At 71.3% G+C, this 25,262-nt stretch carries 25 protein-coding genes; 6 read left to right on the forward strand and 19 right to left on the reverse strand.

Annotated elements, in window-relative coordinates; genetic code table 11:
- Nucleotides 1-156: 156 nt before the first annotated feature.
- Together OZN99_RS05980 and OZN99_RS05985 are read right to left on the reverse strand one after the other, a co-directional pair.
- A complete protein-coding gene (locus OZN99_RS05980; protein WP_270934279.1) occupies nt 157-816 on the reverse strand; it encodes a 2Fe-2S iron-sulfur cluster-binding protein in 660 nt (219 codons plus the stop codon).
- Between the two features lie 131 nt (nt 817-947).
- Complete coding sequence (locus OZN99_RS05985) at nt 948-1,820, reverse strand: TauD/TfdA dioxygenase family protein (RefSeq protein WP_270934280.1); 873 nt, start codon at nt 1,818-1,820, stop codon at nt 948-950.
- A 112-nt stretch (nt 1,821-1,932) separates the two neighbouring features.
- On the opposite strand from OZN99_RS05985, the gene OZN99_RS05990 reads away from it, so the two are divergent.
- Nucleotides 1,933-2,742, forward strand: coding sequence for an aspartate dehydrogenase (locus OZN99_RS05990; protein ID WP_270934281.1), 810 nt, complete (start codon nt 1,933-1,935; stop codon nt 2,740-2,742).
- A gap of 10 nt (nt 2,743-2,752) precedes the next feature.
- Here the strand turns inward: OZN99_RS05990 and OZN99_RS05995 are convergent, their stop codons facing one another.
- From OZN99_RS05995 to OZN99_RS06010, 4 genes are read right to left on the reverse strand one after another with little or no spacing between them, the layout of a single operon-like run.
- A complete protein-coding gene (locus tag OZN99_RS05995; RefSeq protein ID WP_270934282.1) occupies nt 2,753-3,202 on the reverse strand; it encodes an MgtC/SapB family protein in 450 nt (149 codons plus the stop codon).
- Nucleotides 3,203-3,259: 57 nt separating this feature from the next.
- Nucleotides 3,260-4,000, reverse strand: coding sequence for a maleate cis-trans isomerase family protein (locus OZN99_RS06000; protein WP_270934283.1), 741 nt, complete (start codon nt 3,998-4,000; stop codon nt 3,260-3,262).
- Nucleotides 4,001-4,021: 21 nt separating this feature from the next.
- Nucleotides 4,022-5,464, reverse strand: coding sequence for an amidohydrolase family protein (locus OZN99_RS06005; RefSeq protein ID WP_270934284.1), 1,443 nt, complete (start codon nt 5,462-5,464; stop codon nt 4,022-4,024).
- A 13-nt stretch (nt 5,465-5,477) separates the two neighbouring features.
- Nucleotides 5,478-6,521 carry a TRAP transporter substrate-binding protein gene (locus OZN99_RS06010; protein WP_270934285.1) on the reverse strand — a complete coding sequence of 348 codons (1,044 nt, stop codon included), beginning with the start codon at nt 6,519-6,521 and terminating at the stop codon, nt 5,478-5,480.
- Nucleotides 6,522-6,738: 217 nt separating this feature from the next.
- Between OZN99_RS06010 and OZN99_RS06015 the strand changes: the two genes are divergently transcribed.
- The 3 genes from OZN99_RS06015 (at nt 6,739) to OZN99_RS06025 (ending at nt 9,450) form a co-directional block, all read left to right on the forward strand.
- Complete coding sequence (locus OZN99_RS06015; RefSeq protein WP_270934286.1) at nt 6,739-7,476, forward strand: aspartate/glutamate racemase family protein; 738 nt, start codon at nt 6,739-6,741, stop codon at nt 7,474-7,476.
- A gap of 61 nt (nt 7,477-7,537) precedes the next feature.
- Entirely contained in the window at nt 7,538-8,146 is a 609-nt protein-coding gene (locus tag OZN99_RS06020) for a TRAP transporter small permease subunit (RefSeq protein ID WP_270934287.1), read from the forward strand.
- Nucleotides 8,143-9,450 carry a TRAP transporter large permease gene (locus OZN99_RS06025; RefSeq protein WP_270934288.1) on the forward strand — a complete coding sequence of 436 codons (1,308 nt, stop codon included), beginning with the start codon at nt 8,143-8,145 and terminating at the stop codon, nt 9,448-9,450. The genes OZN99_RS06020 and OZN99_RS06025 overlap by 4 nt, the downstream gene beginning before the upstream one ends.
- Nucleotides 9,451-9,453: 3 nt before the next feature.
- On the opposite strand, the gene OZN99_RS06030 is transcribed toward OZN99_RS06025, so the two are convergent.
- From OZN99_RS06030 to OZN99_RS06045, 4 genes are read right to left on the reverse strand one after another with little or no spacing between them, the layout of a single operon-like run.
- Nucleotides 9,454-10,338, reverse strand: a complete 885-nt coding sequence (locus tag OZN99_RS06030; RefSeq protein WP_270934289.1) for a polysaccharide deacetylase family protein — start codon at nt 10,336-10,338, stop codon at nt 9,454-9,456.
- Nucleotides 10,339-10,348: 10 nt separating this feature from the next.
- Nucleotides 10,349-11,866, reverse strand: a complete 1,518-nt coding sequence (locus OZN99_RS06035; protein WP_270934290.1) for an FGGY-family carbohydrate kinase — start codon at nt 11,864-11,866, stop codon at nt 10,349-10,351.
- Between the two features lie 10 nt (nt 11,867-11,876).
- A complete protein-coding gene (locus OZN99_RS06040) occupies nt 11,877-12,674 on the reverse strand; it encodes a BtpA/SgcQ family protein (RefSeq protein WP_270934291.1) in 798 nt (265 codons plus the stop codon).
- Between the two features lie 11 nt (nt 12,675-12,685).
- Complete coding sequence (locus tag OZN99_RS06045) at nt 12,686-13,462, reverse strand: SDR family NAD(P)-dependent oxidoreductase (protein WP_270934292.1); 777 nt, start codon at nt 13,460-13,462, stop codon at nt 12,686-12,688.
- A 57-nt stretch (nt 13,463-13,519) separates the two neighbouring features.
- Here OZN99_RS06045 and OZN99_RS06050 point away from each other — a divergent pair, with 57 nt between their 5' ends.
- Nucleotides 13,520-15,019 (forward strand): amidohydrolase family protein, encoded by a 1,500-nt coding sequence (locus tag OZN99_RS06050; RefSeq protein WP_270934293.1) that lies wholly within the window; start codon nt 13,520-13,522, stop codon nt 15,017-15,019.
- A 20-nt stretch (nt 15,020-15,039) separates the two neighbouring features.
- Here the strand turns inward: OZN99_RS06050 and OZN99_RS06055 are convergent, their stop codons facing one another.
- The 9 genes from OZN99_RS06055 to OZN99_RS06095 all read right to left on the reverse strand — a co-directional run bounded on the left by OZN99_RS06055 (nt 15,040) and on the right by OZN99_RS06095 (nt 24,638).
- The gene (locus OZN99_RS06055) at nt 15,040-16,404 is read right to left on the reverse strand and encodes an amidohydrolase family protein (protein ID WP_270934294.1); all 1,365 of its coding nucleotides are present in this window, start codon (nt 16,402-16,404) and stop codon (nt 15,040-15,042) included.
- A gap of 15 nt (nt 16,405-16,419) precedes the next feature.
- Complete coding sequence (locus OZN99_RS06060) at nt 16,420-17,244, reverse strand: ABC transporter permease (protein WP_270934295.1); 825 nt, start codon at nt 17,242-17,244, stop codon at nt 16,420-16,422.
- The gene (locus tag OZN99_RS06065) at nt 17,237-18,010 is read right to left on the reverse strand and encodes an ABC transporter ATP-binding protein (RefSeq protein ID WP_270934296.1); all 774 of its coding nucleotides are present in this window, start codon (nt 18,008-18,010) and stop codon (nt 17,237-17,239) included. The genes OZN99_RS06060 and OZN99_RS06065 overlap by 8 nt, the downstream gene beginning before the upstream one ends.
- 19 nt (nt 18,011-18,029) lie before the next feature.
- The gene (locus OZN99_RS06070; protein ID WP_270934297.1) at nt 18,030-19,040 is read right to left on the reverse strand and encodes an ABC transporter substrate-binding protein; all 1,011 of its coding nucleotides are present in this window, start codon (nt 19,038-19,040) and stop codon (nt 18,030-18,032) included.
- Between the two features lie 191 nt (nt 19,041-19,231).
- The gene (locus tag OZN99_RS06075) at nt 19,232-19,969 is read right to left on the reverse strand and encodes an IclR family transcriptional regulator (RefSeq protein ID WP_270934298.1); all 738 of its coding nucleotides are present in this window, start codon (nt 19,967-19,969) and stop codon (nt 19,232-19,234) included.
- Nucleotides 19,970-20,054: 85 nt separating this feature from the next.
- Complete coding sequence (locus OZN99_RS06080) at nt 20,055-21,029, reverse strand: Bug family tripartite tricarboxylate transporter substrate binding protein (protein ID WP_270934299.1); 975 nt, start codon at nt 21,027-21,029, stop codon at nt 20,055-20,057.
- 25 nt (nt 21,030-21,054) lie between these two features.
- Nucleotides 21,055-21,771, reverse strand: coding sequence for a ribonuclease activity regulator RraA (locus OZN99_RS06085; protein ID WP_270934300.1), 717 nt, complete (start codon nt 21,769-21,771; stop codon nt 21,055-21,057).
- Between the two features lie 13 nt (nt 21,772-21,784).
- Complete coding sequence (araD, locus tag OZN99_RS06090) at nt 21,785-23,530, reverse strand: L-arabinonate dehydratase (protein ID WP_270934301.1); 1,746 nt, start codon at nt 23,528-23,530, stop codon at nt 21,785-21,787.
- 133 nt (nt 23,531-23,663) lie between these two features.
- Nucleotides 23,664-24,638 (reverse strand): Bug family tripartite tricarboxylate transporter substrate binding protein, encoded by a 975-nt coding sequence (locus OZN99_RS06095; RefSeq protein WP_270934302.1) that lies wholly within the window; start codon nt 24,636-24,638, stop codon nt 23,664-23,666.
- 137 nt (nt 24,639-24,775) lie between these two features.
- Here OZN99_RS06095 and OZN99_RS06100 point away from each other — a divergent pair.
- The coding region (locus OZN99_RS06100; RefSeq protein WP_270934303.1) for a GntR family transcriptional regulator at nt 24,776-25,262 on the forward strand (487 nt) is incomplete at its 3' end.

The raw sequence follows: 25,262 nt of genomic DNA on the forward strand, positions 1-25,262 counted from the left end.
CCGAGCCGGCGCTGGCGCCGACCAGCAGCGTCGCCATCGCGCCCTCGCGGTGATCCGGGTGGAAGCCCGCCAGCAGCGCCGCCTTGGGCAGCGCGGCCTGCGCGGGTGGCGCCGGCGCCTGCGCCGCGCGGTTGGCCAGCGCCGTCGCCCAGGGGATCATCGCGCCGCCTCCTCGGGCTGGGGCGCGTCGAGGTCGATCGGCTGGCGGCCTTCCTCGATCTCCCGCAGGCGCAGCACCAGGTCGCCGGGGCGCAGCGTCAGGCTGGCCGACATGCGCCGCAGGAACTGGCCGAGATGCGCGGGCGCGATGTGCTCCGGGCAGGCGGCAACGCAGAGGTTGCACATCACGCAGGTGTCGAACAGCGCGGCGGCCGTCATGCCGCGGCCTTCCACGGCCAGGTTCACGGCCTTCTGCACCTCGATGCCCTTCGGGCAGGCGGCGTCGCAGCCGCCGCAGTGCCGGCAATGCTTCGCCTCCGGGAAGACCTTGTCGATCGCGCCGATCGCCGCCCACGAATCGCCCAGCGCATCGAGGTCGTAGGCATGGGTGCGACGGGCCGGGAAATGGTCCACGAAGGCCACCTGCATGCCATCCTCGGCCCGCGTCTCGCAGGCCAGCGCGGCGGTCGCGATGCGCTCCCCGGGGCGGCGCACCAGTACGCGGCAGGCGCCGCAGACGCCCTGGCCCATGCAGCCGACATTGCTGGTCAGCGAAAGGCCGGCCGCGAGCCAGGCCTGGATGAGGGATGCGCCGGCACGCGCCTCGATCGCGTGGCCATCCATGGTGAGGCGCAGGGTTTCTTCGCCGTCCGCCACCGTGATCCTCTCCGCAGGCCGCACCGGCATGGGCCGGGAACAAGCGACGGCCTATCGGGCCATGCCGGGGCGGACGGCGCAAGCGGGACGCGCGACAATCCGGGGAAGCCCCGGGAGGGGCGGACCTCGCCTCAGAAGGGTCGGCCGCCGATGGTCGAGGTGCGATGCAGGGTGCGGTTGTATTTCGCCTCGTCGAAGGGCGTCGCGGTGTGCATCACTGCGGCGTTGTCCCACACCAGCACGTCGCCGACGCGCCACTTGTGCGAATACACGAAGCGGTCCTGGGTGGCGAAGGCGATCATGCGGCGCATGAAGGCGTTGCCGTCCTCCAGGCTCATGCCCTGGGCGAAGGCGCTCTCCACGCAGCCGAGAAACAGCGCCTTGCGACCGGTCTTGGGATGCGTCCGCACCAGCGGGTGCACCACGTCGGGGCAGCGGTCGAGCTGCGCGGCGGACAGCCCGCCATCCTTGTAGCGCAGCCGGTAGCTGTGCAGTACCTGCATGCCGTCGATCTCGCGCTTCGTCGCGTCGTCCAGCGCGTCGTAGGCGGCGTACATGTCGGCGAAGGCGGTGTCGGCGCCGACCGGCGGCACCTCGATGCCGTAGAGGATGGTGGCGTAGCCGCACAGCTCCATGAAGGAGAAGTCGGTGTGCCAGCGCTTTCCCACATGTGCCGCGCCGATCGGCTTGCCGTCCTTCTTGACGTTGGAGATGACGAGCAGCGGCGGGAAGGATTCGTTGGTGAACTGGCGATACAGGCTGACCTCCAGCGGGCCGAAGCGCTCGCTGAAGCGAACCTGCGCTTCCGGCGACAGAGCCTGATTGCGGAACACGATGACGGAATGCGTCAGCAGCATTTCCTCCACCGCGGCGAAGCCGGCGTCGTCGAGGTGTTCCAGCGTGATGCCCTGGGCCTCGAACCCCATGCGGCGTCCGGCCAGCGACAGGTCGGCAAAAGGGAAATCGCGAGGCGCCATGCCGGCGACGGCAGCGAGGTCGGACATGGGCGGGGCCTCGGTTTCCGATGGCGTGACGGTCGCATCATCGTATGTAGGCTTCGGAGTGTGCCGCAACATGAATCCGTGGCACGCGGCGCGTCCGTCCAAGGAGAAGCCGATGGCGCTGGGCCTGTCTGTTGGCGAGGTGCCGCGGATCGCGCTGCTCGGCTTCGGGCGGATCGGGCGGCGGATCGCCGGCTTCCGACCCGACCTCGTCGCCGTCCTGGTCCGGCCGGCGCAGTCGGAGGCGGCGCGGGTGCTGCTGCCCCACGCCGTGGTGGCGACCGAACTCGACGCGGTGCTGGCCGCGCGCCCGGACGTGGTGGTGGAGGCCGCTGGCGTTGCGCTGCTGCGCGAGGCCGGGGAGGCGGTGCTGCGGGCAGGCGCGGACCTGATCCCGCTGTCCCTGACGGCCTTCGCCGAGGACGCGATGCTGGCGGGCCTGCAGGCCGCCGCGGCCGCCGCGGGCACGCGGCTGGTCGTGCCGCCGGGCGCCATCGGCTCGCTGGATGCGCTGGGCGCGGCGAAGGAGGCCGGGCTGGCCGCTGTGACCTATCGCAGCGTGAAGCCGCCGCGCGTCTTCCGCGGCACCATCGTCGCGCAACGCCTCGACCTTGGGGCGCTTGCCGTGCCGACCGTTGTCTTCGACGGCACGGCGCGGGAGGCGGCGCGCGACTTCCCGAGGACCTGCAACGTCACGGTGGGCATCGCTCTGGCAGGGCTGGGACTGGACCGCACGAGGGTCGAACTGGTCGCCGACCCGGCCGCGGAGCGCACGACGCACGAGGTCGCCTTCGCCTGCGATGCCGCATCCGGCCGGATCGAGATGACCGGCCGCCTGCTGCCGCCGGATGGCGACCCCGCCGACATGACGGCCTTCAGCGTCCTGCGGCTGCTGCGGCGCTGGCGCCACCCGGTCTTCGTCTGAGCGCCATGCCTCAGCCCCGCTCCTGCGGCTTCAGCCGGCTGAGCAGGTACAGCGTGACGACGGCGAAGAGGCAGACCACCACCGCCACGTCATGCGCGCCGACCGCGACGGCAACGCCGATGGCGCCGGTGGCCCAGAGAGCGGCGGCGGTCGCGGTGCCGTGCACCTCGCCGCCCTGCTTCAGGATGGCGCCGCCGCCGATGAATCCCATGCCCGTGATCACGCCTTCGACAATGCGCGCCGTCGCCTCCGGCTCTCCGGCGGTCATGCGCTCCGTGGCCTGGATGAAGCCGCAGGCCGCGATGGCGACCAGCGGGAAGGTGCGGAGCCCCGCGCTGCGGTCCTCCCGTTCCCGGTTCCAGCCGATCAGGAAGGCGAGCGCATAGGCGATGGCGAGGTCGCGCAGATGCGGCAGCACGGCGAATTCCCGCGCCCGGTCGAAGAGGTCGGCAGGGTCCATGCGGCCGGAACGCCGCCGCGGCGCGGTCGTTCCGGAGAGCGCCGCGTCGGCCTTCCGCTACCCCGGGGCGATGTCGAACAGCCGGCCCCAGCCCCGCACGACGGAGGGCGCGACGCCGGCCTGGCGCAGCGCGCCCCACAGCGCCGTCGCGCAGGTGTCCAGCACCGGCATGCCCGTCTCGCCTTCCACCGTCACGGCCGGCCGGGCGCCGCGCAGGTTGGTGGAGACGATGGCCACCGCCTGCACCCCGGGGGCGCCCGCCACCTCGCGCGTCAGCGCCGTCACCTCCTCCTCGCCGAAGCGGGCGAAGGTGAAGTTGCCGGGATCGTTCAGATGGCGCTCCGCCACCACCTCCAGCCCTTCCTCAGCCAGCACGCGGATCGTGGCGTCCTGCACGTCGTGCAGGAAGGGCGTGACCAGGCCGATGCGCCGCGCGCCTAAGGCCCGCAGCAGGTCGAGCAGCGCGAGCATTGCGGTGTCCGCCGCGATGCCCCGCTCGCGCAGCGCCGCCACGAGCGCGCGGTCGTGCCGCATGCCGGTGTAGCAGGAAGCCGTCGCGTTCAGGCAGACGGCATCCATCTTCGCATCCATCAGCAGGTCGGCGGCGGCCAGCAGCGGGTCCGCCTGGAACTGAGCCAGCGCTTCCGCCGAGGTGTCCAGCCGCGTGACGCGGAAGCGCGTGACATGCAGCGTCACCCCGGGCACCCCGGCGAGCATCGCCGCCGTCGCGGGCTCCGCCACGGTGTTGCTGGACGGCACCATCATGCCGATGCGCTTGACCAGCCGTGTCGCGTCCATGCGAAAAGATCCCAGGTCCCGTCAGGCGCGCAGCGGTAGCGCGAGCGGCATGATCTCGTCCACCCGCGCACCGGCGGAATCGTGTTGGGGCACGGCGGCGCCGATGCGATCCTGCTCCGCCTGGAGCGCACGCGCGGCGTCGGCCATGTCAATCGTCAGCACGCGGCCCTGCGCCACCACCTGCGTCCCATCCACCCAGACATCGCGCACTGCGCGCTCCGCCGCCACATGCATCAGGTTGCGTAGCGGATCGCGCAGCGGCTGCATCGCGGGGTGGTCCAGCGTGCAGGCAACGATGTCGGCCCGCGCGCCCGGCACCAGCCGGCCAAGGTCGTCGCGGCCGAGCACCTCCGCCGCGGCGATGGTGGCGGCATGGAAGACCCGGGCGGTGTCGCAGCGGTGGCGTGCGCCGGCCGCGGCACGGGCCAGCAGCTCCGCCGTCCGCATCTCCTCCAGCAGGTTCTGCGGATGGGTGTCGGTGCCGATGGCGATGCGGATGCCCTCGGCCAGGTAGGCGCCGAGGTCATGCAGCAGCGAGCCGTCGCGCAGGAAGACGGTCGGGCAATGCGCCACCGCCGTGCCGCTCTCCGCCAGCAGTCGCAGGTCGTTCTTCTCCGGCCAGAGGATCCAGGGATGCGCGTCGGTGAACACCGCATGGCCCAGGATGGTGCGGGGGCCGAGGAAGCCCAGCCGGTGCAGCCAGGCGATCGGGGTGATGCCGTGCCGGCGGGTCATGCCCGCGAACTCGGCGTAGCTCTGCGCGGCATGGGTGTGCAGCGGGCGGCCTGTGCGGCGCGCCAGCTCCGCCGCGCGCTGCAACAACTCCGGCGTGCAGGTGTCCACCTGCGCCGGGGAAACCATGGCGGAGAGCCGGCCGCTCGGGTGGCGCTCAGCGGTGTCCATCACCGCGGCGGCTTCCGCGAAGGCGGCCTCGCCCAGGTCGGGTGACCAGGCGTACTCGGTCTCCTGCCCCGTCGTGGTGAACCAGGCGGCGGAGCGGAACATCGGCGCGGCGACGGCGCGGATGCCGCTGTCGGCCAGCAGGTCGAGCCAGCCGGGATAGGCGTGGCTGAGATCCACCAGCGTCGTCACGCCGCCCGCCAGCAGTTCGCCAAGGCCGAAGCGCGCCGCGGCGCGCTGCGCATCCGCGTCCGGCAGGAAGGACTGCCGGAAGCGGTGGCGCGACGAGTAGAACAGGCGAGGATTGCCGAATTCCTCGACAAAGCCGCGGAAGATCGGTGACTGCGCCGGGTGGCAGTGGATGTTGACCAAGCCGGGGATGACGAACAGCGTGGCGCCGTCGATCTGCCGCGCCGCGACGCCATCCCAGCGGCCGCCGACATGGATGATCGTGTTGCCGGCGAAGGCGATGTCGGCATCGCGCAGATAGACGTGCCGCCGCTCCGCCGCGTCCCAGGCGACAACCCAGGCGGCGCGACGGATGCAGGTGACGGGCGCGGTCATGCCGCGCCCGCCGTCACCGGATCGCCATGCCGCGCGCGCGGCCCACCGTGTCGTTCCAGACCTGCGCGCAGTTCGGATAGGCGCGGCCGCAGCGTCCGGCCCATTCGGTGAGGATCACCTCCTCCGAGATGCGGCGCAGCCGGGCCTTGTCGGCCTCGCTCACCTCGACCAGCGTCATGGTGTAGGGCTGGTGCGCGGTGCGCGCGCAGTTCGGCCGGCCGATGCTGCAGTTGGTCGCATCCGCGTTGGTGGCTCGCGCCAGGTCCCACAGCCCGTCCTCCATGCGGCGGAACTCCGCGGTCAGCGTCTCGCGCTGCGCCGGCGTGAGACGGTTCCAGTAGTTGAGGTTCACCAGGTGCGCCTGCACCGCGCCGGACACGGAGAGCGGCAGCAGATGCGTCGTCACCTCCGGCCACTTGCCGGTGTTGGCGGAAGTGGGGGAGGTGATGCCGCAGCTCGCCACGCCACGCTGCAGCGCCGGATAGACCTCCGGGAAGGAGAGGGTGACAGGCGTCGCGCCCAGGCGCTCGAGCAGCGAGGACATGGATGCCGTGAAGGACCGCACGCGCAGGCCGCGGAGGTCGTCCAGCGTGCGGATGGGCTGGTTGCAGAAGAAGACCTGCGTGCCGAACGGCCAGATCGCCAGCACGCGGGCGCCGAAGCGCTGCTCGATGCGGGCGTTGAAGACGTCGCGGAAGGCGTTGACCGCGGTGCGCAGCTCGTCGATGTCGGTCGAGACGCCGATCAGGTCGATCCCCTCCAGGAAGGGATCGTCGCGCGCCGCGAGCCCCACCTGGGTCGAGACGACGTCGAAGGTGCCCTGCCGCGCCAGCCGCAGCGCGTCGGCCATGTTCAGGCCGAGCGTCTGGAACTCGCTTCGCTCGATCCGGAGGTTGGCGGCCGGGCCCATGCGCTCCATCGCGGCGGTCTCGATCGGGAACTGGGTGCTGACCTGCTGCGACTGGCTGAGCCAGCGCATCGGTGTCTGGGCGATCGCCACGCCCGCGGACAGCGTCAGGGCGAGGGCGGCGGCGGCAAGGCGGCGTGCGAGGCGCATGGCGGGACGGGGCTCCCCCGGTGTCGGTTGCGCAAGGATTACGTGCCACGCCGGCCCTGCATGCAAGCGTATCCTGCCGCCAGGGAGTGTCTCGTGCGCCAGGGACCTGCCCAGATTCCGGTCAGACGCGCCCGCATCTGGGCAGCAGGCAGGCAGCGCGACAGACCGGGCGGCCGGCGGCATACTCGCGCCGGATCCAGCCCGACGGAGTACCGCCTTGCGCCTTCTGGTCGCCAACCCCAACACCACGCCGCAGGTCACCGAGCTCTGCGCCAACGCCGCGCGCGCCGTGGCCTCTCCGGGCACCGAGATCGTGCCGCTGACCGGCCGCTTCGGCGCCCGCATCATCAACTCCCGCGCCGAGAACGCCATCGCCGCGCATGCGATGCTGGACCTGCTGGCGGAGAACGCGAAGGGCGCCGACGCCGTGCTGCTCGCCGTCTCCTACGATACGGCGCTGCTGGCCGCGCGGGAGGTGCTGGACGTGCCGGTGGTGGGCATGACGGAAGCGTCGATGCACGCGGCCTGCCTGCTCGGCACGCGCTTCGGCCTGGTGACCTTCGGCACGCCCTTCATCTACCACGAGCTGGTCGCGCAGCAGGGCCTGACCGGACGCCTTGCCGGCATCCGCGCCATCACTGCCAATGCGGTGGACGCCTATTCCAACCCGGCGATGGTGGACCAGCTGGTCGCGGAGGCCGCGACCGCGGTGGCGACCGAAGCGGGCGCCGAGGTGGTGGTGCTGTGCGGTGCCGCCATGGCGGGCATGCCCGCGCGCATCGCCGCGCGCGTGCCCGTGCCGGTGATCGACGGCATCGCGGCGGGGGTCGGCATGTGCGAGATGCTGGTGCGGCTGAAGCCCGCCAAGGCGCGCAGCGGCAGCCTGGCGCATCCCGGCGCGCGCCCGACCATCGGCCTCGCCGCGCCGCTGGAGGCGCTGCTGAAGGGCGGCTGACGTCGCGGGCTGGCATGGTGCGTGCTAGCCCTGACGCCGCACATTCGACTGGACCACCGGCATGGCACGGGATCCCAACCCCCTGGCGCGGTGGCTCGGCCCGCCGGCGAAGTTCCTCGCGATCCTCGGCGGCTGGTGGCTGCTGCTGCTCTCCTTCATCACCTGCTTCGAGGTGCTGGGCCGCAAGCTGCTCGGCTTCTCGCTGCAGGGGGTGGACGAGGTAGGGGCCTACACCACGGCTATCGTCTCCTCGCTGGCCTTCGCCTGGGCACTGGTGGGCAAGTCGCATACGCGGGTGGACTTCCTGCTGGGCAAGCTGCCGGCACCGCTGCGCGCGCTGCTGAACGCGCTGGCCTATGCGCTGCTGGCCGCGGTCGCCGTCTTCGCCACGCTGCGCGGCTGGGACGTGCTGGACGAGAGCCTGCTCTTCGACGCGCATTCGGTGACGCCGCTGCAGACGCCGCTCTGGATCCCGCAGTCGCTGTGGCTGGCGGGGCTGGCCGCCTTCGCGCTGGTGGCCGTCGCCTATGCGCTGCACGCCGCCTGGCTGCTGCTGGCCGACCGTGACCGGCTGAACCGGCTCTACGGCCCGATCACGCTGGACGAGGAGGTGGAACTGGAGGCCGGCGCCGTGATGGCGCGCACGGCCGGCAAGGACGCGCTGCCATGATCGGCGTGACGGAGACGGCGATCGGCTTCGGCCTGCTGATCTGCCTGCTGTTCCTGGGCCTGCACGTCGCGACCGCCATGTTCGGCGTGGCCGCGCTGGGTGCCGTGATCTACCTCAGCCCGCAACTGCTCAACGCGGCGGGGATGCAGTTCTGGTCGGCGATGGAGGACTACACCCTCCTCGCCATCCCGCTCTACATCCTGCTGGGCGAGATCCTGGTGCGCAGCGGCAGCACGGACCGGCTGTACCGCAGCCTGGCGGACTGGCTGAACCCGCTGCCCGGCGGGCTGCTGCACACCAATGTCGGCGCCAGCGCGATCTTCTCCGCCGTGTCCGGCTCCTCGGTGGCGACCGCGGCCACCATCGCGACGGTCGCGCTGCCCTCCTTCCGCAAGCGGCGCTACGACGACCGGGTGGTGCTCGGCTCCATCGCGGCCGGCGCCTCGCTGGGCAACCTGATCCCGCCAGGCATCGCGCTGATCGTCTACGGGGCGCTGACCAACACCTCCGTGGGGCAGCTCTACGCCGCGGCCGTCATCCCGGGCGTCGTGATGACGCTGCTGTTCATGGCGACCATCATCGTGCTGGCCTATGCCCGGCCGGACTGGGTCCGCCAGAAGGAGGTGCTGGACCCGCTGCTGGTACGGCTGAAGCGCATGGTGGACCTGCTGCCGCCGCTGGTGATCTTCGCCATCATCATGGGCTCGATCTACACGGGCTGGGCGACGGTGACGGAAAGCGCGGCGCTGGCCGTCGTGGCGGCGCTGCCCATCGCCGCCTTCTACGGCAAGCTGAACGTGCGGATGCTGCACGACTGCTTCATCGCCACGGCGCAGTTGACGGCGATGAGCATGCTGGTGCTGGCCTGCGCCTTCTACCTGAACTTCGTGCTGGGCCTGCTGGGCGTCACGCCGGCGCTGGGCAAGTTCGTGACCGAGCTCGGCGCGAGCCAGCTGGAGCTGCTGATCGCGCTGGCCGTGTTCTACCTGCTGCTCGGCGTCTTCTTCGAATCGCTGCCGATGATGGTGGGCACGGTGCCCGTGGTCTTCCCGGTGGTGGTCGCGGCGGGGATCGATCCCGTCTGGTTCGGCGTGTTCATGGTGCTGATGTGTGAGATCTCGCTGATCTCGCCGCCGGTGGGCATGACGCTCTACGTCATCCAGGCGGTCCGGCGGGAAGGCACGATCGCCGAGGTCTTCGCGGGCACCATCCCCTTCTTCAGCGCCATGGTGGTGATGACCGCGCTGCTGATCGCCATCCCGGAGATGGCGCTGTGGCTGCCGCGCATGCTCTTCGCGCCGTAGCGGCTACGCCACGCGGCCGGGCTCGGCCAGCACGAACTCCGCGATGTCGGCGCCGCGCGCGATCCAGATCTCGTCGGCGCGGCTGCGGATGTGGTGCAGGGCGCGCGCCAGATGCTTCCGGCGGAAGGGCTGGCCGATGATGTTGGTGTGCAGCGCTATGCCGAATGCCAGCGGCACGCCATCCGCCGCATCGGCGATCAGCTGGTCCACCTGGTCGATGATCATGTCGGCGAAGGCAGCGGCCTCCACCTGGCGGCCCATGATGGCGACGCTGTCGTTCACCTCCTGCGAGTAGGGCAGCACGAGCAGCGGGCCCGATGCCGTGCGCAGCAGGAAGGGCTGGTCGTCCGCGCACCAGTCCAGCAGGTAGCGATAGCCCGCCTGCGTCAGCAGCTCCGGCGTCCGCTCTGTCTCCGATAGCCAGGGGCCGAGCCAGCCGGCGGGCGGGCGGCCTTCCTCCCGCGCGATGCGGGCGGTGGCCTCGGCGATCATTGCGCGTTCGGCGGCCTCATCCAGCCCGGCCTGCGCTTCCGAATTGGTGCGGCCGTGGCAGGAGATCTCGTGGCCGAGGGCGCGGCAGGCGGCCACCAGATCGGGCGCATGGTCGTACATCGCGCTGTTCAGCAGGATGGTCAGCGGCAGGTCGTGCGCCTCGAACAGCCGCAGCAGGCGCCAGGCGCCGACGCGCGTGCCGTATTCGCGCCAGGACGCATTGAGCACGTCAGGCTGCGTCATGCCCGGCACGAGGTCCTCCACCAGGCCCTCGCCGAAGGCGTAGTGCTCCACGTTGAGCGCAAAGTAGAGTGCCAGGCCCTTGCCGCCGGTCCAGCGGAAGCGCGGCCGGTCCTCGATGCCGCGGTAGTCGAAACGGCCATGGCTCTTCAGCATGCGGCCCTCCTCACGCAGTGGCGGCCAGCGCGGGGTAGAGCGACCGCAGGCGTTCATACACGTCGCGCCAGAGCGGGTAGAGCGCATCGTAGCGCGCTGCCCAGCCGGGGTCCGGCTGCACCGTCTCGGCGGGTTGCACGAAGCGGGCGATGTCGCGCCAGTCCTGCAGCGCGCCGATGCCCATGCCCGCCACGAAGGCGGCGCCGAGGCAGGATCCGGGATGGCCGTGCAGCAGCTGCACGGGCTGGCGCAGCACGCTCGCCGCGATCCGCATCCACAGCGGGCTTGCCGCGCCGCCATCCGAGGCGACGACGCGCGTGATGGGATGGCCCAGCGCCTGCAGCACCTCGACATGGTGCCGGAGGCCGAAGCACACGGCCTCCAGCGCGGCACGCCAGACATGCGGCAGCGCGTGATGCAGCCCGAGCCCGACCAGCGTGCCGCGTGCATGCGGGTCGTGCAGCGGCGTCTTCTCGCCGAGGAAGTAGGGCAGCAGCAGCAGGCCCTCCGCGCCGGGCGGGACCGCCGCGGCGCGATCGTCGAGCAGCGCGTGCGGCGACATTCCCCGCGATGCGGCCTCTGCCGTCTCCGCGCCGGCCCAGTGGCGCACCACCCAGTTCAGCACCGCGCCGGAGGACGCCATGCAGCCATTCGGGAGGAACAGGCCCGGGACGAGGTGATGGTCCAGGAACAGCCGCGGGTCCGGGCGCGGCGCTTCGGTCGCCAGCAGGATATCGCCGGCGCCGCCGAACTTGATCAGCAGGTCGCCCGGTGCCGCAATGCCGGCGACGAAGGCAGAGGCGACATGGTCCGCGCATCCCGCGACGACGGGCGTGCCGGGAGCGAGACCTGTCGCGGCGGCGGCCTCCGGCGTGACCCGCCCGATCACCTCCTGCGGTTCCCGCAGCGGCGGCAGGCAGGTCGGCGAGATGCCGGCCAGTTCGACGAGGTCGTCCGCCGGCGCCGCGCCGCCGATCTCCAGGAAGCCGGCTTCCAGCGCCCAGTTGCGCTCGATGCCCGGCACGCCGGTCAGCCGCCACGCCAACCAGTCATAGGACCCGCAGAGAGTCGCGATACGTGCGAAGGCGCCCGGCTCGTGCCGCGCCAGCCAGCGCAGCTTCGGCGCGGCGAGCTGCTGGTTGATGCCGTTGCCGGTGCGGCGGACGAAGGCGGCTTCGTCCATCCCGGCGCGGATCGCCGCGACCTCGGCCGCGGCGCGCGCGTCGCTCTGCTGGATGCTCGGGCGGATCAGGGCGCCGTCGCGGTCCAGCAGCAGCAGCGCCGGGACCATGCCTGTCGCACCGACGGCGGCGATGTCGGTCGCGGCGATCCCGGCCTGTGCGATCAGCTCCGGGACGATGGCGCAGGCATTCGCCCACCAGTGCGCCGGGTCCTCCTCCGCCCAGCCGGGATGCGGGCTGCGCAGCTCCACCGGCCGCGCGGCGAGGGCGAGCGTGCGGCCGCCGCTGTCCGCCAGGATGCCGATGGTGGAGGTCGTGCCGATGTCGAGGCCGAGCAGGATAGCCACGGCGCCACCCTCAGCGCAGCGCGCGCACGCGGTCCATGAAGCGGGACACGCGCGTCCGGTCCACCTTGTTCCAGGTGTGGCCGTCCACCTTGAAATGCGTGCCGACCACGCAGCCATCCGCGACGGCCAGGATCTGGCCGACATTGTCCAGGTTCACGCCGGTATTGGCGAGGACCGGCACCGCCCCCGCCGCATCCTTCGCCGCCCGCAGGTCCGACCCGTCCACCGGCTGCCCGGTGATCGGGCCCGAGACGCAGACGACATCCGCAAGCGAGGAGAAGACGACGCTGCGCACCCGCTGCGCGACGCTGCGCTGATCCAGCGCCCTGGCGAACTCCGCATTGACGTTGAACAGCAGCTTCAGGTCGGGCCGGCCGAGCTGCGCCCGCAGCCGCAGCGCGCCCGCGCAGTCCGGCTGCCACAGCCCCATGTCGGCGGCATAGACGCCGGTGAAGACTTCCCGCGCGAAGCTCGCGCCCGTGGCGACGGCAAGGCCGACGGTCGCCACCGGGTCCCACAGGTAGTTCACGCCAAAAGGCACCCGCAACGCGGACTTCACCTGACCGATGATGGCGGCCATGGCGGCCAGGCTCTCCGGCGTCGCCTTCAGCAGATAGGGCCGGTCGCCCTCGTTGCCGAACATGATGGCGTCCACGCCGCCATCCTGCAGCGCCGCGATGTCCTCCAGGATGTCGGCGACGAGGCCGTCCATGCCGCGCGCGGCGTCGTAGAGCGGCGAGCCCGGCAGCGGGCCGAGATGCGCCATGCCGATGACCGTCTTGGCGGTGGTGAACAGGCCCGGGATCACGCTTGGTCCTTTCAGCTCATGAAGACGCCGCCGTTCACGTCCACGGCCAGCCCGGTCATGAAGCGCGCACCGTCGCCGAGCAGGAAGACGACGACATCCGCCACGTCCTCCGGCGTCTGCAGCCGGCCGAGCGGCGTCAGCGCGACGTATTCTGCGCGCACCGCTTCCGGCGTCACGCCGCGCAGTTCCGCCTCCCACAGGACCTCGCGCGCCTGCATGGAGGTCTGCACGAAGCCCGGGCAGACGCAGTTCACGCGGATGCCCTGTGGCGCGACTTCCCGCGCCAGGGCCTGGGTGAAGCCGGCGACGGCGAACTTGCTGGCGGAGTAGTGCGCCAGCAGCGGCGCGCCGACCTTGGCGGCGAGCGAGGCGGTGTTGACGATGGCCCCCCGCGTGCTACGCGCCAGGAAGTGCCGCACCACGGCCTGGTCGGTCAGGAACACGCCTTTGGCGTTCACCGCCATGTTCGCGTCCCACTCCGCCTCCGTGAGGTCCACCACGCGCGCCATGGTGGAGATGCCGGCATTCGCCACGGCGGCGTCCAGCCCGCCCAGCGCCTCGGCCGCGGCGGCGACGACCCGCGCGGTTTCGGCCGCGTCGGTGACGTCGAGCCGCAGCGCCACATGGCCAGCACCGGCCTCCGCGGTGACGGCCCGAGCGGCGCTCTCGTCCAGGTCGGTGACGGCGACGCGCGCGCCGGCGGCCGCCAGAGCCAGCACGATGGCGCGGCCGATACCGGCGCCGCCGCCGGTGACCAGCGCGCGCCGACCCTCCAGCGGCCGGGTCACGACAGGCGCCACGCGCGGCGATAGGCTGCCGCCATTCCCGGCCGAGCCACGCGTCCCATGTCCCTGCTGATCCGCAACGCCCAGATCCTCACCCTCGATGCGCAGGACCGCGAATGGCCGGAGGCCGACATCCTGATCGCGGATGGCCGCATCCTGGCCATCGGTCCGGGCCTCTGTCCAGCGACCCAGCCCGCGCGGGTGATCGAGGCGCGGGGGATGCTGGCGATGCCCGGGCTGATCAACGCCCACTTCCATTCGCCGGGCAACTTCCTGCGCGGAATGGTGGACGGACTGCCGCTCGAGGTCTTCATGCTGTACGAGGTGCCGCCGCTGGCGGCCGGCGTGCCCGTGAAGCGCCTGAACTACGTGCGCACGCTGCTCGGCGCGGTGGAGATGCTGCGCCACGGCGTGACCAGCGTGATGGACGACGCCTTCCACGTCCCCGTCGCATCCGCCGAGGGGATCGACGGCATCGCCGAAGCCTGGGCCGACAGTGGCATGCGCGCTCGGCTGGCGATCGACCAGCCGAACGTGGTCGAATACGAGAAATTCCCCTTCCTGGCCGATCTGCTGCCGCCGGAGGTGAAGGCCGGCATGGCGGCCGCGCCGCGCCAGTCCACGGCGGAACTGCTGGGGCTCTACGACCACCTGGTCTCCCGCTGGGACGGGGCGGCGGGCGGGCGGATCGGCGCGGCGCTGTCCTGCTCCGCGCCGCAGCGGGTGACGGTGGACTACATCCAGGCGCTCTCGGTGCTGGCCGCACGCCACGACCTGCCGTTCAACTGCCACATCCTGGAGACGAAGCTGCAGCGCGTCCTGGGCGAGGAGAGATACGGCCGCAGCCTGGTGCGCCAGGTGCACGACCTCGGCGTGCTGGACGAACGCATGGTGGTGATCCACGCCATCTGGATCGACGCGGAGGACATCGCGCTGCTGGCGGCCTCCGGCGCCACGGTGGCGCACAACCCCGTCTGCAACCTTCGGCTCGGCAGTGGCGTGATGCCCTTCCGCGGCCTGCGCGACGCCGGCGTGCCGATCTGCATCGGCACGGATGAGGCAGTGGCCGACGACGCGATCAATCCCTGGGCCGCGCTGAAGATGGCGGGGCTGGTGCACACCCTGGCCGATCCCGACTACCGAAGCTGGCCGACGGCACCCGAGGTGCTGCGCTGCATGATGCAGGGCGGCGCCCGGGCGCTGCGCTGGCCGGATATCGGCCGCCTCGAGCCCGGTGCGCGTGCGGACATCGCGCTGCTCGACCTGGATACGCCGCCCTTCACGCCGCTGAACGACCTGCGCCGGCAGCTGGTGTTCTGCGAGCCGTCCTCCGCCGTGCGCATGACGATCGTGGATGGCCGCGTCGTCTTCGAGGACGGGCGCGTCACCACGGTGGACGAGGCAGCGTTGCGGGCGGAGGCGCGAGAGCTGACCGCCGGCTACCGCGCAGCCTTCGCCCCCGCCATCGCGGAAGCGCGGCGGCTGGAGCCGTACTATCGCACGATGGTGCTGCGAGCCCATGCCCGCGACGTCGGGCTGCGGCGGCGGCTTGATGCGTAGCGCACAGCCGTGTCGCGCGGTCAGCGCGCGAAGAGCGGCGCCGACCTCTCCCACACGCCGCGTGCCACCGCGCGGGCCTCTTCGATCAGCTTCTCCTCGTCGATCGAGACCATCCGGCCGTCTGACACCACGTGGACGCCGTCCACAAAGACATGGCGGACGTCGCCGGCATTGCTGTTGAACACCAGGTTCGCCGCGAGGTTCTCGTCGCGATAGGGATGATACCAGGCCTGGCGCATGTCGATGGCGATGATGTCGGCCTTCTTGCCGACCTCGAGCGAGCCGATGCTGTCCGCCATGCCGAGGCACCGCGCGCCGCCGATCGTCGCCATCTCCAGCACATCGCGGCCGCTGCGGATGCCGACGTCGCCGGACAGCACGCGCGGGATCAGCGCCGCGGCGCGCATCACCTTCCACATGTCGTTCGACAGCCAGTCCGAGCCGAGCGACACGGACACCCCGGCCTTGTAGATCTTCTCCATCGGCGGGTAGTAGCCGCGCTTCGCGACGAGGTAGGCGGTGTGGGACATGCACATGCCCGTCTCCGCCATCAGCGCGATCTCGTCGTCGTCCACGAAGGCGCAATGCGCGCCGATGTAGCGCGGGCTCAGCAGGCCCAGCTCGTGCAGGAAGGGGATGGTGCGCTTGCCGTAGGTGTGCAGCATGAACTCAGCCTCGCCGGGAACGGAGGCGGTGTGCGCGTGCAGGCCGACATCGTACTTGTCCGCCATCTCCTTCAGCTGGATCAGCAGGCGCGGGGTGCAGCGGTCCGGGCCGTCCGGCGCGACGCGCACGGTGATGCGGCCGTTCGCCTTGCCGTGCCAATTCTCCAGCAGGTCCAGCGCCTCGTCGATCCCGGCATCGGCCATGGCGCGGTCCCAGTTCCGCTCGAAGCGGCCGAACCCGACCTGGCCGGTGTCCATCTCCCGCACCTCGGCGCCGACCACACCGCGGATGCCGGAATCGCGGATGACCTTCGCGGGTTCCGGCTGGTGCCACCAGCATTCGTTGATGGTGGTGGTGCCGGTGCGCAACATCTCCACCGCGTGCAGCAGGCCGGGCAGGTAGACGTCCTCCTTCCGTACGTAGTGCTCGTGCATCGGCAACGCCACCTTGAAGGCGCCGCCGAAGCCGGAGACGTCCTCCGTCATCGCCTTGGTCAGCGCACCCGCCACATGGGTATGGGTGTTGACCAGGCCAGGCATCACGGCGTGGCCGCGCAGCGCCATGACGCGGTCGGCGCCCTCCTTCTGCATCGCCATGTCGGCTGCCTTGCCGATCGCGGTGATGCGGTCGTCCTCGAACAGCACCGCGCCGTCGGCGATGGCGAAGTCGGGGCCCGCCATGGGAATGACCCAGTCGGCGCTGATGAACGTCTTGGTCATGGGCGTCTCCCGCGATCAGCCCCGGAAGCGGTCGTCGGAGACCGACCAGGGGAAGAACAGGCGCTCGATCGTCACCACCGCCTGGAACAGCACGATGCCGATCACGGCGAGGATGACGATGGCACCGAAGGCCAGCGGCGTCTTGAAGAAGGCGGTGGAGGACTGGATCAGGTAGCCGAGCCCGACATCGGAGGCGACGAACTCGCCGACCACCGCGCCGACCACGGCCAGGGTGATCGCCACCTTCAGCCCGCTGAAGATGAAGGGCACCGCGTAGGGCAGACGCACGCGCCACAATTCCCGCCAGCGCGAGGCGCGGCAGGACCGGCACAGCTCGATGTATTCCGCCGGCACGGACAGCAGGCCGGCCGCGACCGAGATCACCAGCGGGAAGAAGCACACCAGGAAGGTCACGACGATGCGCGGCATCTCGTTCGCACCGAGCGCCACCACCAGCACCGGCGCCAGCGCGACCTTCGGGATGGATTGCACCAGCACCAGCAGCGGGTAGATGCTGTTGGCGACGGCCGGGGAGGCGGTGACCAGCACCGCCAGCGGCAGGCTGACCACCACGGCGAGCAGGAAGCCGTAGGAGATGGTCTTGATGGTCGCCCAGGTATGGCCCCAGACGGCGCCCGGGATGGCGGCGGTCTCCGTCCAGATCGCGCTCGGCGCCGGAAGCAGGTAGTCGGGCACGCGGAAGGCGCGCACGCCGAGCTCCCAGAGAAGGAAGAGCACCACAACGGCGATCCAGGGCGTCGCGGCCCGCAGCGCGCGGGACAGCGCGCCGGGTCCGTCATCCAGGTCCAGTTCCACCGCCGGGTTGCTGCCTTCAGGCATCGCGCGGCAGCCTCCGGTTGCTGAAGATCAGCGCGCGCACCGTGCCTGCGATGCGCTGGAACGCCGGCAGCGCCTCCTGCTCGAAGGCGCGGGGGCGCGGCACGTCCACGTCCAGCACCTGCACGATGCGTCCGGGCCGCGCGGACATGACCACGACCTTGTCGGCCAGCAGGACCGCCTCCGTGATGGAATGCGTGACGAAGACGATGGTCTTGCGGCGACGCTGCCAGATCTCCAGCAGTTCCAGCGTCATCTCCTCCCGCGTCAGCGCGTCCAACGCGCCGAAGGGCTCGTCCATCAGCAGGATCGGCGGGTCGTGGATCAGCGCGCGGCAGATCGCGGCGCGCTGCTGCATGCCCCCCGAAAGCTCCCCGGGCAGGCGGCTCTCGAAGCCCTCCAGCCCGACCATGCGCAGAAGCTCCTGCGCGCGCGGGCGCGCCTGTGCGGTCGGGCGGCCCATCAGCTTCAGCGGCATGAGCACGTTGTCCAGCACGCTGGCCCAGGGCAGCAGGGTCGGCTTCTGGAAGACGATGCCGACATCCTCGCGCGGGCGCGTCACCGGCACCCCACCCACCGAGATGCCGCCGCGCGTCGGCTCGATCAGCCCGGCCACCAGGCGCAGCAGCGTGGACTTGCCGCAGCCGGACGGCCCGACGATGCAGACGAACTCGTTCTCCGCGACGTCGAGCGCGATGTCATGCAGCGCGACCACCTTCTCCCGGTCGCGCGACCGGAAGACCTGGCTGACGCCGCGAAGCTCGATCACCGTGCCTGCGGGTCCCGGCTCAGCTCGCCGAGCCGGGCGCGAAGCGCGTGTCCACGAATTCGCCCGGATCGATGTTGGGGTCCAGCTGCTGCGTGCGGGCCACGAGGTCGTAGGTCTGGCGCAGCCGCTGCGGCGAGAAGCGGCCCAGCCCGTCGCGCGTGGTGATGTCGTTGAACACGAAGGTCAGGCCGATGCGCAGCGAGCCCAGCGCGTCGTCCACGTCGATCTGCGGGTGGTGGCCGTTGTGGATGCGGGCCGCGGCTTCGGGGTTGTCGCGCGCCCAGAGGAAGGACTTCTGCAGCGCGGCGTTCATCTTGCGGACCATGTCCGGGCTGCGCTCGATCATGGTGTCGGAGGCGATGATGGTGGAAGCGTAGGCGTCCAGCCCGAAATTGGCGTAGGGGATCGCCACGATCTCCCGCCCGAAGCGCTGCGCCTGCTTGTTCTGGAAATACTGGTGCGTCTGGAAGAACGGCGCAGCATCCAGCTGGCCGTTGATCAGCATCGCGCCCATCGCGCCGGGATCGGTCGTGACCCAGGTGATCCTGGACGGGTCGAAGTTATTGGCTGCCGCCAGGAGCGGCAGGTAGATCTGGTGGCTGTTGCCCGGAGTCGTGCCGACGCGCTTTCCCTCCAGCTGGCGGAAGCTCGTGATGCCGGAACTGCGCAGCACGAACAGCGAATGCGGCGGCTTGGTGTAGACCGGCAGCACGGACTTCACGCGGCTGTCCGCGCTGCGCTGGCGTGCCGTCATGACAGTGGCGATGTCGGCCACGCCGAACTGCGCCGTGCCGGCCGCAACGCGGCGGATGGTGTCGCCGGAGCCCTGGCCGCGGTTGATCGTGACCTCCAGGCCCTGCTCGCGGAAGAAGCCGTTGTTCAGGCCATTGTAGTAGATCGCGTATTCGCCGGTGGGGATCCAGTCCAGCTGCAGCGTCACGCGTTCCTGCGCCCAGGCCGCGCGGCCGATCAGCGGTGCTGCCAGGGCCGCGCCGAGCAGGCCGCGGCGATGGATGTCACGACGTTCCATGTCCCTCTCTCCCCCTGCGGCGCGTGATCGAACGCGCATGCGGCAACGACCGACGCGTGGTCGGATCCGGTACGGCGCACTCCCTGGAGTCGGGCAGCCTGTCGCAGCGACCGCTTGCGCCGAGAATGACAGAACGTCATCGACCGTCAATCTTCAAAGCGGCTGTCAGCCAGTGACAGTCCGGATCCGCGTCAGGCGGAGCTTCCGAGCTGTTCCGCACGCGCCTGCAGCACATCCAGGTGCCGCCGCCGCGCTGCCGTGCCGAACTGCGCGGTCAGCCCGGTGATGGCGAGCGCACCGAGCAACTGCCGCGTGCGCCCCAGCACCGGCACGGCCAGGCTGGTCACGCCGGGCACCACGTCGTCCACGGCCACCGCGTGGCCCTGCTTCCGGATCCGCACCAGCTCCCGTCGAAGTGCGGCCGGATCGGTGACGCTGCGCGGCGTCAGAGCGGCGAGCGGGCGCGCGAGGATTCGTTCCGACTCGGCTTCCGGAAGATTCGCGAGGAGGGTCTTCGGCGCGGCGCCGCAATGCAGCGGCATCCGCCCGCCGAGCGTCCACCAGCGCAGCAGCACCACGGCGTTGCCCTCCGCGCGGTTCAGGCACAGCGCCTCGCCGCCGCGGTGGATGCCGAAGAAGGAGGTGCTGCCCGTCTCCCGCGCGATTCGCTCCACCACGGGCTGGGCCAGGCTGCGCAGGTCGCTCCCCTCCGTCACCGCGCTGGCCAGTTCCAGCACCCCGAGGTCGAGGCGATAGAGCCGCGTGGCCGGGTCGTATGCCACCACGCCTTCATCCGCCAACGCCAGCAGGATGCGCCGCGTGGTGCCGAGGTCGAGACCGGCGCGCGCGGCGATGGCGGTCAGCCCGTGCTGCGGCTCACGCGGGGTGAAGCCGCGCAGGATGCGCAGGATACGCTCTACCGAGCGCATCGGCGGGGGGCGGGGTGGTCCATGCCCGCATGAAAGCGCGACCGCCGGCGCCCGTGGAAGAGGGGCGCCGGCTTGAACCGCCGCGCTACTCCGGCTTGATGTCGCCGGCCTGCACCACGCGGCGCCAGCGGGCGATCTCGGCCTCCTGGAAGGCGGCGAACTCCTCCGGGCTGTTGCCGACCACGTCGAAGCCCGCCTCGACCAGCCGCTGCTCGGTGGCCGGGACCTTCAGCGCGGCCACGATCGCCTCATGGACCTGGCGCAGCAGCGGCGCCGGCATGGCGGGCGGGCCGCCATAGGCCTGCCAGGAATAGACGACGAAGTCGCGCAGGCCGGATTCCAGCGCCGTCGGCACGTTCGGCAGCACCGGGCTGCGCGAGTCCGAGGTGATCATGATCGCCTTCAGCCGCCCGGACTGGATGTGCCCGATCACCGCGCCGAGGTTCTGGAAGGACACCTGCGTGGTGCCGGAGATCACACTGGTCATGGCCGGCCCGCCGCCGGAATAGGGGATGTGCGCCATCTCCGTGCCGGTCGCCTGCTTAAACATCTCCGCCGTCAGGTGGTCGGAGGAGCCGACGCCGGACGAGGGGTACGAGGCATTGCGCCCGTTGCGCTTCAGCCACTCCACTAGCTCCGCCGGTGTGTTCGCCGGCACCTGCTGCGGGTGGGCCACCAGCACGTTCGGCGTGCGCACGGTCTGGGTGATGCGCGTCAGTTCCCGCACGGGGTCGTAGCCCAGGTTCGGGCGCAGCGCGACGTTGATCGCCCAGGTGCTGATCGGCGCGTGCATCAGCGTGTAGCCGTCCGGCGCGGAGCGGATCACCTGCCGTGCGCCGACCTCGCCTGTGGCCCCGGGGCGGTTCTCCACCACGAAGGGGCGGCCGAAGACCTGCTGCATGTGCTGCGCGGTGACACGCGCGATGATGTCGGACGGGCCACCGGTGGCGAAGGGCACCACGATGGTCACCGGCCGCGACGGCCAGCCGCCCTGTGCGGCGGCGGGGCGCAGCGCGGGCAGGGCCAGCAGCCCGCTTGCGATCAGCACGCGACGCTTCATCGTGGTTCCCTCCCCCGCGCGCGGCTCAGCGGCCGCGCTGTTTCCGCCAGGCGGCGAATTCCTCCAGGCTGGCAGGATTCGTGGCGGGATACAGCCCCACCAGGCTGCGGCCCTCCGCCACCCGTTCCGCCGCGAAGTCCTCATAGGCCGTCATCTCCGTCGCTTCCGCCGCGATCTCGTCGGCGAGATGCGCGGGGATGACGATCACCCCGTCGGCGTCGCCGAGGATCACGTCGCCTGGGAAGACTGGCGCGTCGCCGCAGGCGATCGGCACGTCCATGTCGACGGCATGGTTCAGGGTCAGGTTGGTCGGCGCGGAGGGGCGCTGATGGTAGGCGGGGATGCCAAGGGCGGCGATCTCCGCCGAATCGCGGAAGCCGCCATCGGTCACCACGCCGGCGACACCGCGCGCCTTCAGCCGCCCCACCAGGATCGCGCCGGCCGAGGCCGCACGCGCATCCTTGCGGCTGTCGAAGACCAGCACCTTGCCGGCCGGGCAGGTCTCGATCGCCCTGCGCTGCGGGTGGTTCGGGTCCTTGAAGACGTCGAGTGTGTTGAGGTCCTCGCGGGCCGGGATGTAGCGGACGGTCACCGCCTCGCCGACCATGCTGTCCGTCACCGCGTGCAGCGGCAGCGCGCCCTGGATCATCTGGTTGCGCAGGCCACGCTTGAACAGGCAGGTCGCCACGGTGGCAGTACTGACCTTGCGCAGCTTGTCGCGCGTGGCGTCGCTCAGGGGCATCGGGAGGTCCTGGTCAGTAGATGACGGGTTCGGGCACCGGCGCGCCGAAGTCGCTGCGCAGGAAGTCGAAGTCGCAGCCCTCGTTGGCCTGCTGGATGTGCTTCGTGAAGGCCCAGCCATAGCCGCGCTCGAAGCGGGCCGGCGGCGGCGTCCATTCAGCGCGGCGGCGGGCCAGCTCCTCGTCAGAGACGCGCATGGCGATGCTGCGTGCCGGAACGTCCACCTCCACGATGTCGCCGGTACGCAGCAGCGCCAGCGGGCCACCGATGTAGCTCTCCGGCGCCACATGCAGCACGCAGGCGCCGTAGCTGGTGCCGGACATGCGCGCATCGGACAGGCGCAGCATGTCGCGGTGGCCCTGCTTCAGCAGCGCCTTCGGCATCGGCAGCATGCCCCATTCCGGCATGCCCGGGCCGCCCTGCGGGCCGGCGTTGCGCAGCACCATCACGGTGTCGGGCGTGAAGGGGAAGCTTTCGTCGTCCACCGCCTTCTTCATGCTGGGGTAGTCGTCGAACACCACGGCCGGGCCGGCATGCTTCAGGAATTTCTGGTCCATCGCCGCCGGCTTGATGACGCAGCCATCGGGCGCCAGGTTGCCCTTCAGCACGGCCAGCGAGCCCTCGCCGTAGATCGGGTTGTCCAGCGGGCGGATGACGTCGTCGTTGAAGACCCGCGCGCCGGCGATGTTCTCGCCGATGGTCCTGCCGCTGACGGTCAGGCAGTCCAGGTGCAGATGACGCTCCATGCGCGCCATCAGCCCGCGGATGCCGCCGGCGTAGAAGAAATCCTCCATCAGGTAGGTGCTGCCGGAGGGGCGGACATTGCCGATCACCGGCACGGTGCGGCTGGCCTTCTCGAAGTCGTCCAGCCCGATGTCGTGCCCGGCGCGGCGCGCCATGGCGATCAGGTGGATGATGGCGTTGGTGGAGCAGCCCATCGCCATCGCCACCGCGATCGCGTTCTCGAAGGCGGCGCGGGTCTGGATGCGCTGCGGCGTCAGGTCCTCCCACACCATCTCCACGATGCGGCGGCCGGATTCCGAGCACAGGCGTATGTGCCCGGCATCGGCGGCGGGGATGGAGGATCCGCCCGGCAGCACCATGCCGACCGCTTCCGCGATCGCCGTCATGGTGCTGGCGGTACCCATCGTCATGCAGGTGCCGTGGCTGCGGGCGATGCCCTGCTCCACGCCCAGCCAGTCCTGCTCGGTGATCTTCCCGGCGCGCAGCTCGTCCCAGTATTTCCAGCTGTCGGAGCCGGAGCCGAGCACCTTGCCCTGCCAGTTGCCGCGCAGCATGGGGCCGGCTGGGATATAGATCGCCGGGATGTTCATGCTGGTCGCGCCCAGCATCAGGCCCGGCGTGGTCTTGTCGCAGCCGCCCATCAGCACCGCGCCGTCCACGGGGTGGCTGCGCAGCAGTTCCTCCGTCTCCATCGCCAGCATATTGCGGTAGAGCATGGTGGTCGGCTTGACGAAGCTCTCGGAGAGGCTGAGGGCGGGCAGTTCCACCGGGAAGCCGCCGGCCATCAGGATGCCGCGCTTCACGTCCTCCGCGCGCTGGCGCAGATGGGTGTGGCACGGGTTCATGTCGGACCAGGTGTTGACGATGGCGATCACCGGCCGGCCCTGCCATTCCTCCGCCGCGTAGCCCATCTGCATGGCGCGGGAGCGGTGGCCGAAGCTGCGCAGGTCGGCGGGGCCGAACCAGCGTCGGCTGCGCAGTTCCTCGGCGGTCTTGCGGCGGGGAAGGGCGGTCATCGGTTGCTCTCTCGGACGGGTCGTCGGGGCGTCAGCCTCGGCCAGGGCGGCGCCCGTGTCGAGCGCCGCCGGGCGGGTCGTCAGCCGGCCGGCTTGCGCCTTCGGCCTGCGGCGCCAGGCGATCGGGCGGCGCTCAATCCAGCTGGATGTTGGCGCGGTGCGCCACCTCGCCCCAGCGGCGCGTCTCGCTGGCGACGAAGCTGCGGAAGTCGTCCGGCGTGCTGCCCACCGGCGTGATGCCGAGGTCGCGGAAGCGATCCGCCACCGCAGGCGTGCGCAGCGCGGCCACGGCTTCCTGGTTCAGCCGCGCGACGATCTCCGGCGGCACGCGGGCCGGCGCGAACAGGCCGTGCCAGGACAGGCTTTCGAAGCCCGGCACCGTCTCGGCCACGGTCGGGATGTCGGGCGCCGCGGGCGCGCGCTGCAGCGACGTGACGCCCAGGATGCGCAGCTTGCCCTCCCGCGCCAGCGGCCAGACGGAGGAGAAGTTGTCGAAGGCCATCGGCAGTTCGCCCGACATCAGCGCGGTGGCGACGCCGGCGCTGCCGCGATAGGGCACGTGCTCCAGCTCCGTCCCGGTCAGCTGGCCGAACAGCGCGCCCGCCAGGTGGATGGAGGTGCCGACGCCGGAGGTGCCGAAGGCCACGTCGCGCGCCGGCCGGCCGCGCAGATAGGCCACCAGTTCCGGCACGTTGCGCGCCGGGAAGTTCGGCGTCACCGCCAGCGCGTTGGGTTGCGCCGCCAGCTGCGTGATCGGCGCGAAGTCGCGCAGGTTGTCGTAGGGGATGCGCGGGTAGATCGCCGGGTTGATCGCGTGGCTGCTGATGGTGCCGAGGCAGATCGTGTGCCCGTCCGGCGTGGCGCGCGCGCAGGCCTCGGAGCCGATGTTGCCGCCGGCACCGGGCCGGTTGTCGATGACCACCGGCTGGCCGAGCGCCTTCGACATCTCCGTGCCGACCAGCCGCGCCACCGTGTCGGAGGTGCCGGCGGCGAAGGGCACGATCACGCGGATGGGCTGGGAGGGCCAGGGCCGCGTCTGGGGCAGCGCGGGCAGGGCGGCCAGCGAGAACAGGGCGGCCAGGGCGAGCCGGCGGGACGGGCGGCGCATGGGCGGTTCCTCCGTGCTGCGGCCCTCAGGTCGGGGCTCGCTTTGCAATGCTTGCTATGATCTCATATATCAGACGCCGGTCGTCAAGCCCAATCCTGGGACCGGGTGCCCGGCGCTGCTAGAGATCCGCCATCCTCATGACGTCGCTTCCCTCCGCCCCGCCCGCCCCGGCCGAGCCCGAGCTCCAGGCCATCTCGCCGCTCGGCCCCCGCCGCTCCGCCGCCGAGGTCGCTTATGAGCGCCTGCGGGAGGCGCTGATCTCGCTCGCCCTGCCACCCGGGGCGGTGATTGCGCGCGGCGCGCTCGCCCAGCGCCTGGGCATCAGCCAGACTCCGGTGCGGGAGGCGCTGATCCGCCTGCAGGCCGAGCAGCTGATCGAGGTCGTCCCGCATTCCGCCACCCGCGTCTCGCGCATCGACCTGGCCGGCGCGCGGGAAGCGCATTTCCTGCGGCTCGCGCTGGAGCTCGAGATCGTGCGCCGGCTGGCGGCGGGGGCGACGGTGCCGGCGGAGGCGCTGCGGGCGGAGCTGGCGCGGATGCGCGCGCTGCTCGCCGCCGGCGACCAGGCCGGCTTCGCCAAGGCCGACGAGGCGTTCCACGCCGCGCTCTATGCCGCGGCCGACG

Origin of the sequence: Falsiroseomonas oryzae, from assembly GCF_027856955.1 — a bacterium.
In the GTDB taxonomy this organism is placed as follows: Bacteria; Pseudomonadota; Alphaproteobacteria; order Acetobacterales; family Acetobacteraceae; genus Falsiroseomonas; species Falsiroseomonas oryzae.

What these genes read in the sequence shown, in the direction of transcription:
- OZN99_RS05985 (WP_270934280.1), bottom strand. Translation starts at nt 1,820, where the DNA reads ATGTCCGACCTCGCTGCCGTCGCCGGCATGGCGCCTCGCGATTTCCCT.
- OZN99_RS05990 (WP_270934281.1), top strand. Translation starts at nt 1,933, where the DNA reads ATGGCGCTGGGCCTGTCTGTTGGCGAGGTGCCGCGGATCGCGCTGCTC.
- OZN99_RS05995 (WP_270934282.1), bottom strand. Translation starts at nt 3,202, where the DNA reads ATGGACCCTGCCGACCTCTTCGACCGGGCGCGGGAATTCGCCGTGCTG.
- OZN99_RS06000 (WP_270934283.1), bottom strand. Translation starts at nt 4,000, where the DNA reads ATGGACGCGACACGGCTGGTCAAGCGCATCGGCATGATGGTGCCGTCC.
- OZN99_RS06005 (WP_270934284.1), bottom strand. Translation starts at nt 5,464, where the DNA reads ATGACCGCGCCCGTCACCTGCATCCGTCGCGCCGCCTGGGTTGTCGCC.
- OZN99_RS06010 (WP_270934285.1), bottom strand. Translation starts at nt 6,521, where the DNA reads ATGCGCCTCGCACGCCGCCTTGCCGCCGCCGCCCTCGCCCTGACGCTG.
- OZN99_RS06020 (WP_270934287.1), top strand. Translation starts at nt 7,538, where the DNA reads ATGGCACGGGATCCCAACCCCCTGGCGCGGTGGCTCGGCCCGCCGGCG.
- OZN99_RS06025 (WP_270934288.1), top strand. Translation starts at nt 8,143, where the DNA reads ATGATCGGCGTGACGGAGACGGCGATCGGCTTCGGCCTGCTGATCTGC.
- OZN99_RS06030 (WP_270934289.1), bottom strand. Translation starts at nt 10,338, where the DNA reads ATGCTGAAGAGCCATGGCCGTTTCGACTACCGCGGCATCGAGGACCGG.
- OZN99_RS06050 (WP_270934293.1), top strand. Translation starts at nt 13,520, where the DNA reads ATGTCCCTGCTGATCCGCAACGCCCAGATCCTCACCCTCGATGCGCAG.
- OZN99_RS06055 (WP_270934294.1), bottom strand. Translation starts at nt 16,404, where the DNA reads ATGACCAAGACGTTCATCAGCGCCGACTGGGTCATTCCCATGGCGGGC.
- OZN99_RS06060 (WP_270934295.1), bottom strand. Translation starts at nt 17,244, where the DNA reads ATGCCTGAAGGCAGCAACCCGGCGGTGGAACTGGACCTGGATGACGGA.
- OZN99_RS06070 (WP_270934297.1), bottom strand. Translation starts at nt 19,040, where the DNA reads ATGGAACGTCGTGACATCCATCGCCGCGGCCTGCTCGGCGCGGCCCTG.
- OZN99_RS06075 (WP_270934298.1), bottom strand. Translation starts at nt 19,969, where the DNA reads ATGCGCTCGGTAGAGCGTATCCTGCGCATCCTGCGCGGCTTCACCCCG.
- OZN99_RS06080 (WP_270934299.1), bottom strand. Translation starts at nt 21,029, where the DNA reads ATGAAGCGTCGCGTGCTGATCGCAAGCGGGCTGCTGGCCCTGCCCGCG.
- OZN99_RS06085 (WP_270934300.1), bottom strand. Translation starts at nt 21,771, where the DNA reads ATGCCCCTGAGCGACGCCACGCGCGACAAGCTGCGCAAGGTCAGTACT.
- araD (WP_270934301.1), bottom strand. Translation starts at nt 23,530, where the DNA reads ATGACCGCCCTTCCCCGCCGCAAGACCGCCGAGGAACTGCGCAGCCGA.
- OZN99_RS06095 (WP_270934302.1), bottom strand. Translation starts at nt 24,638, where the DNA reads ATGCGCCGCCCGTCCCGCCGGCTCGCCCTGGCCGCCCTGTTCTCGCTG.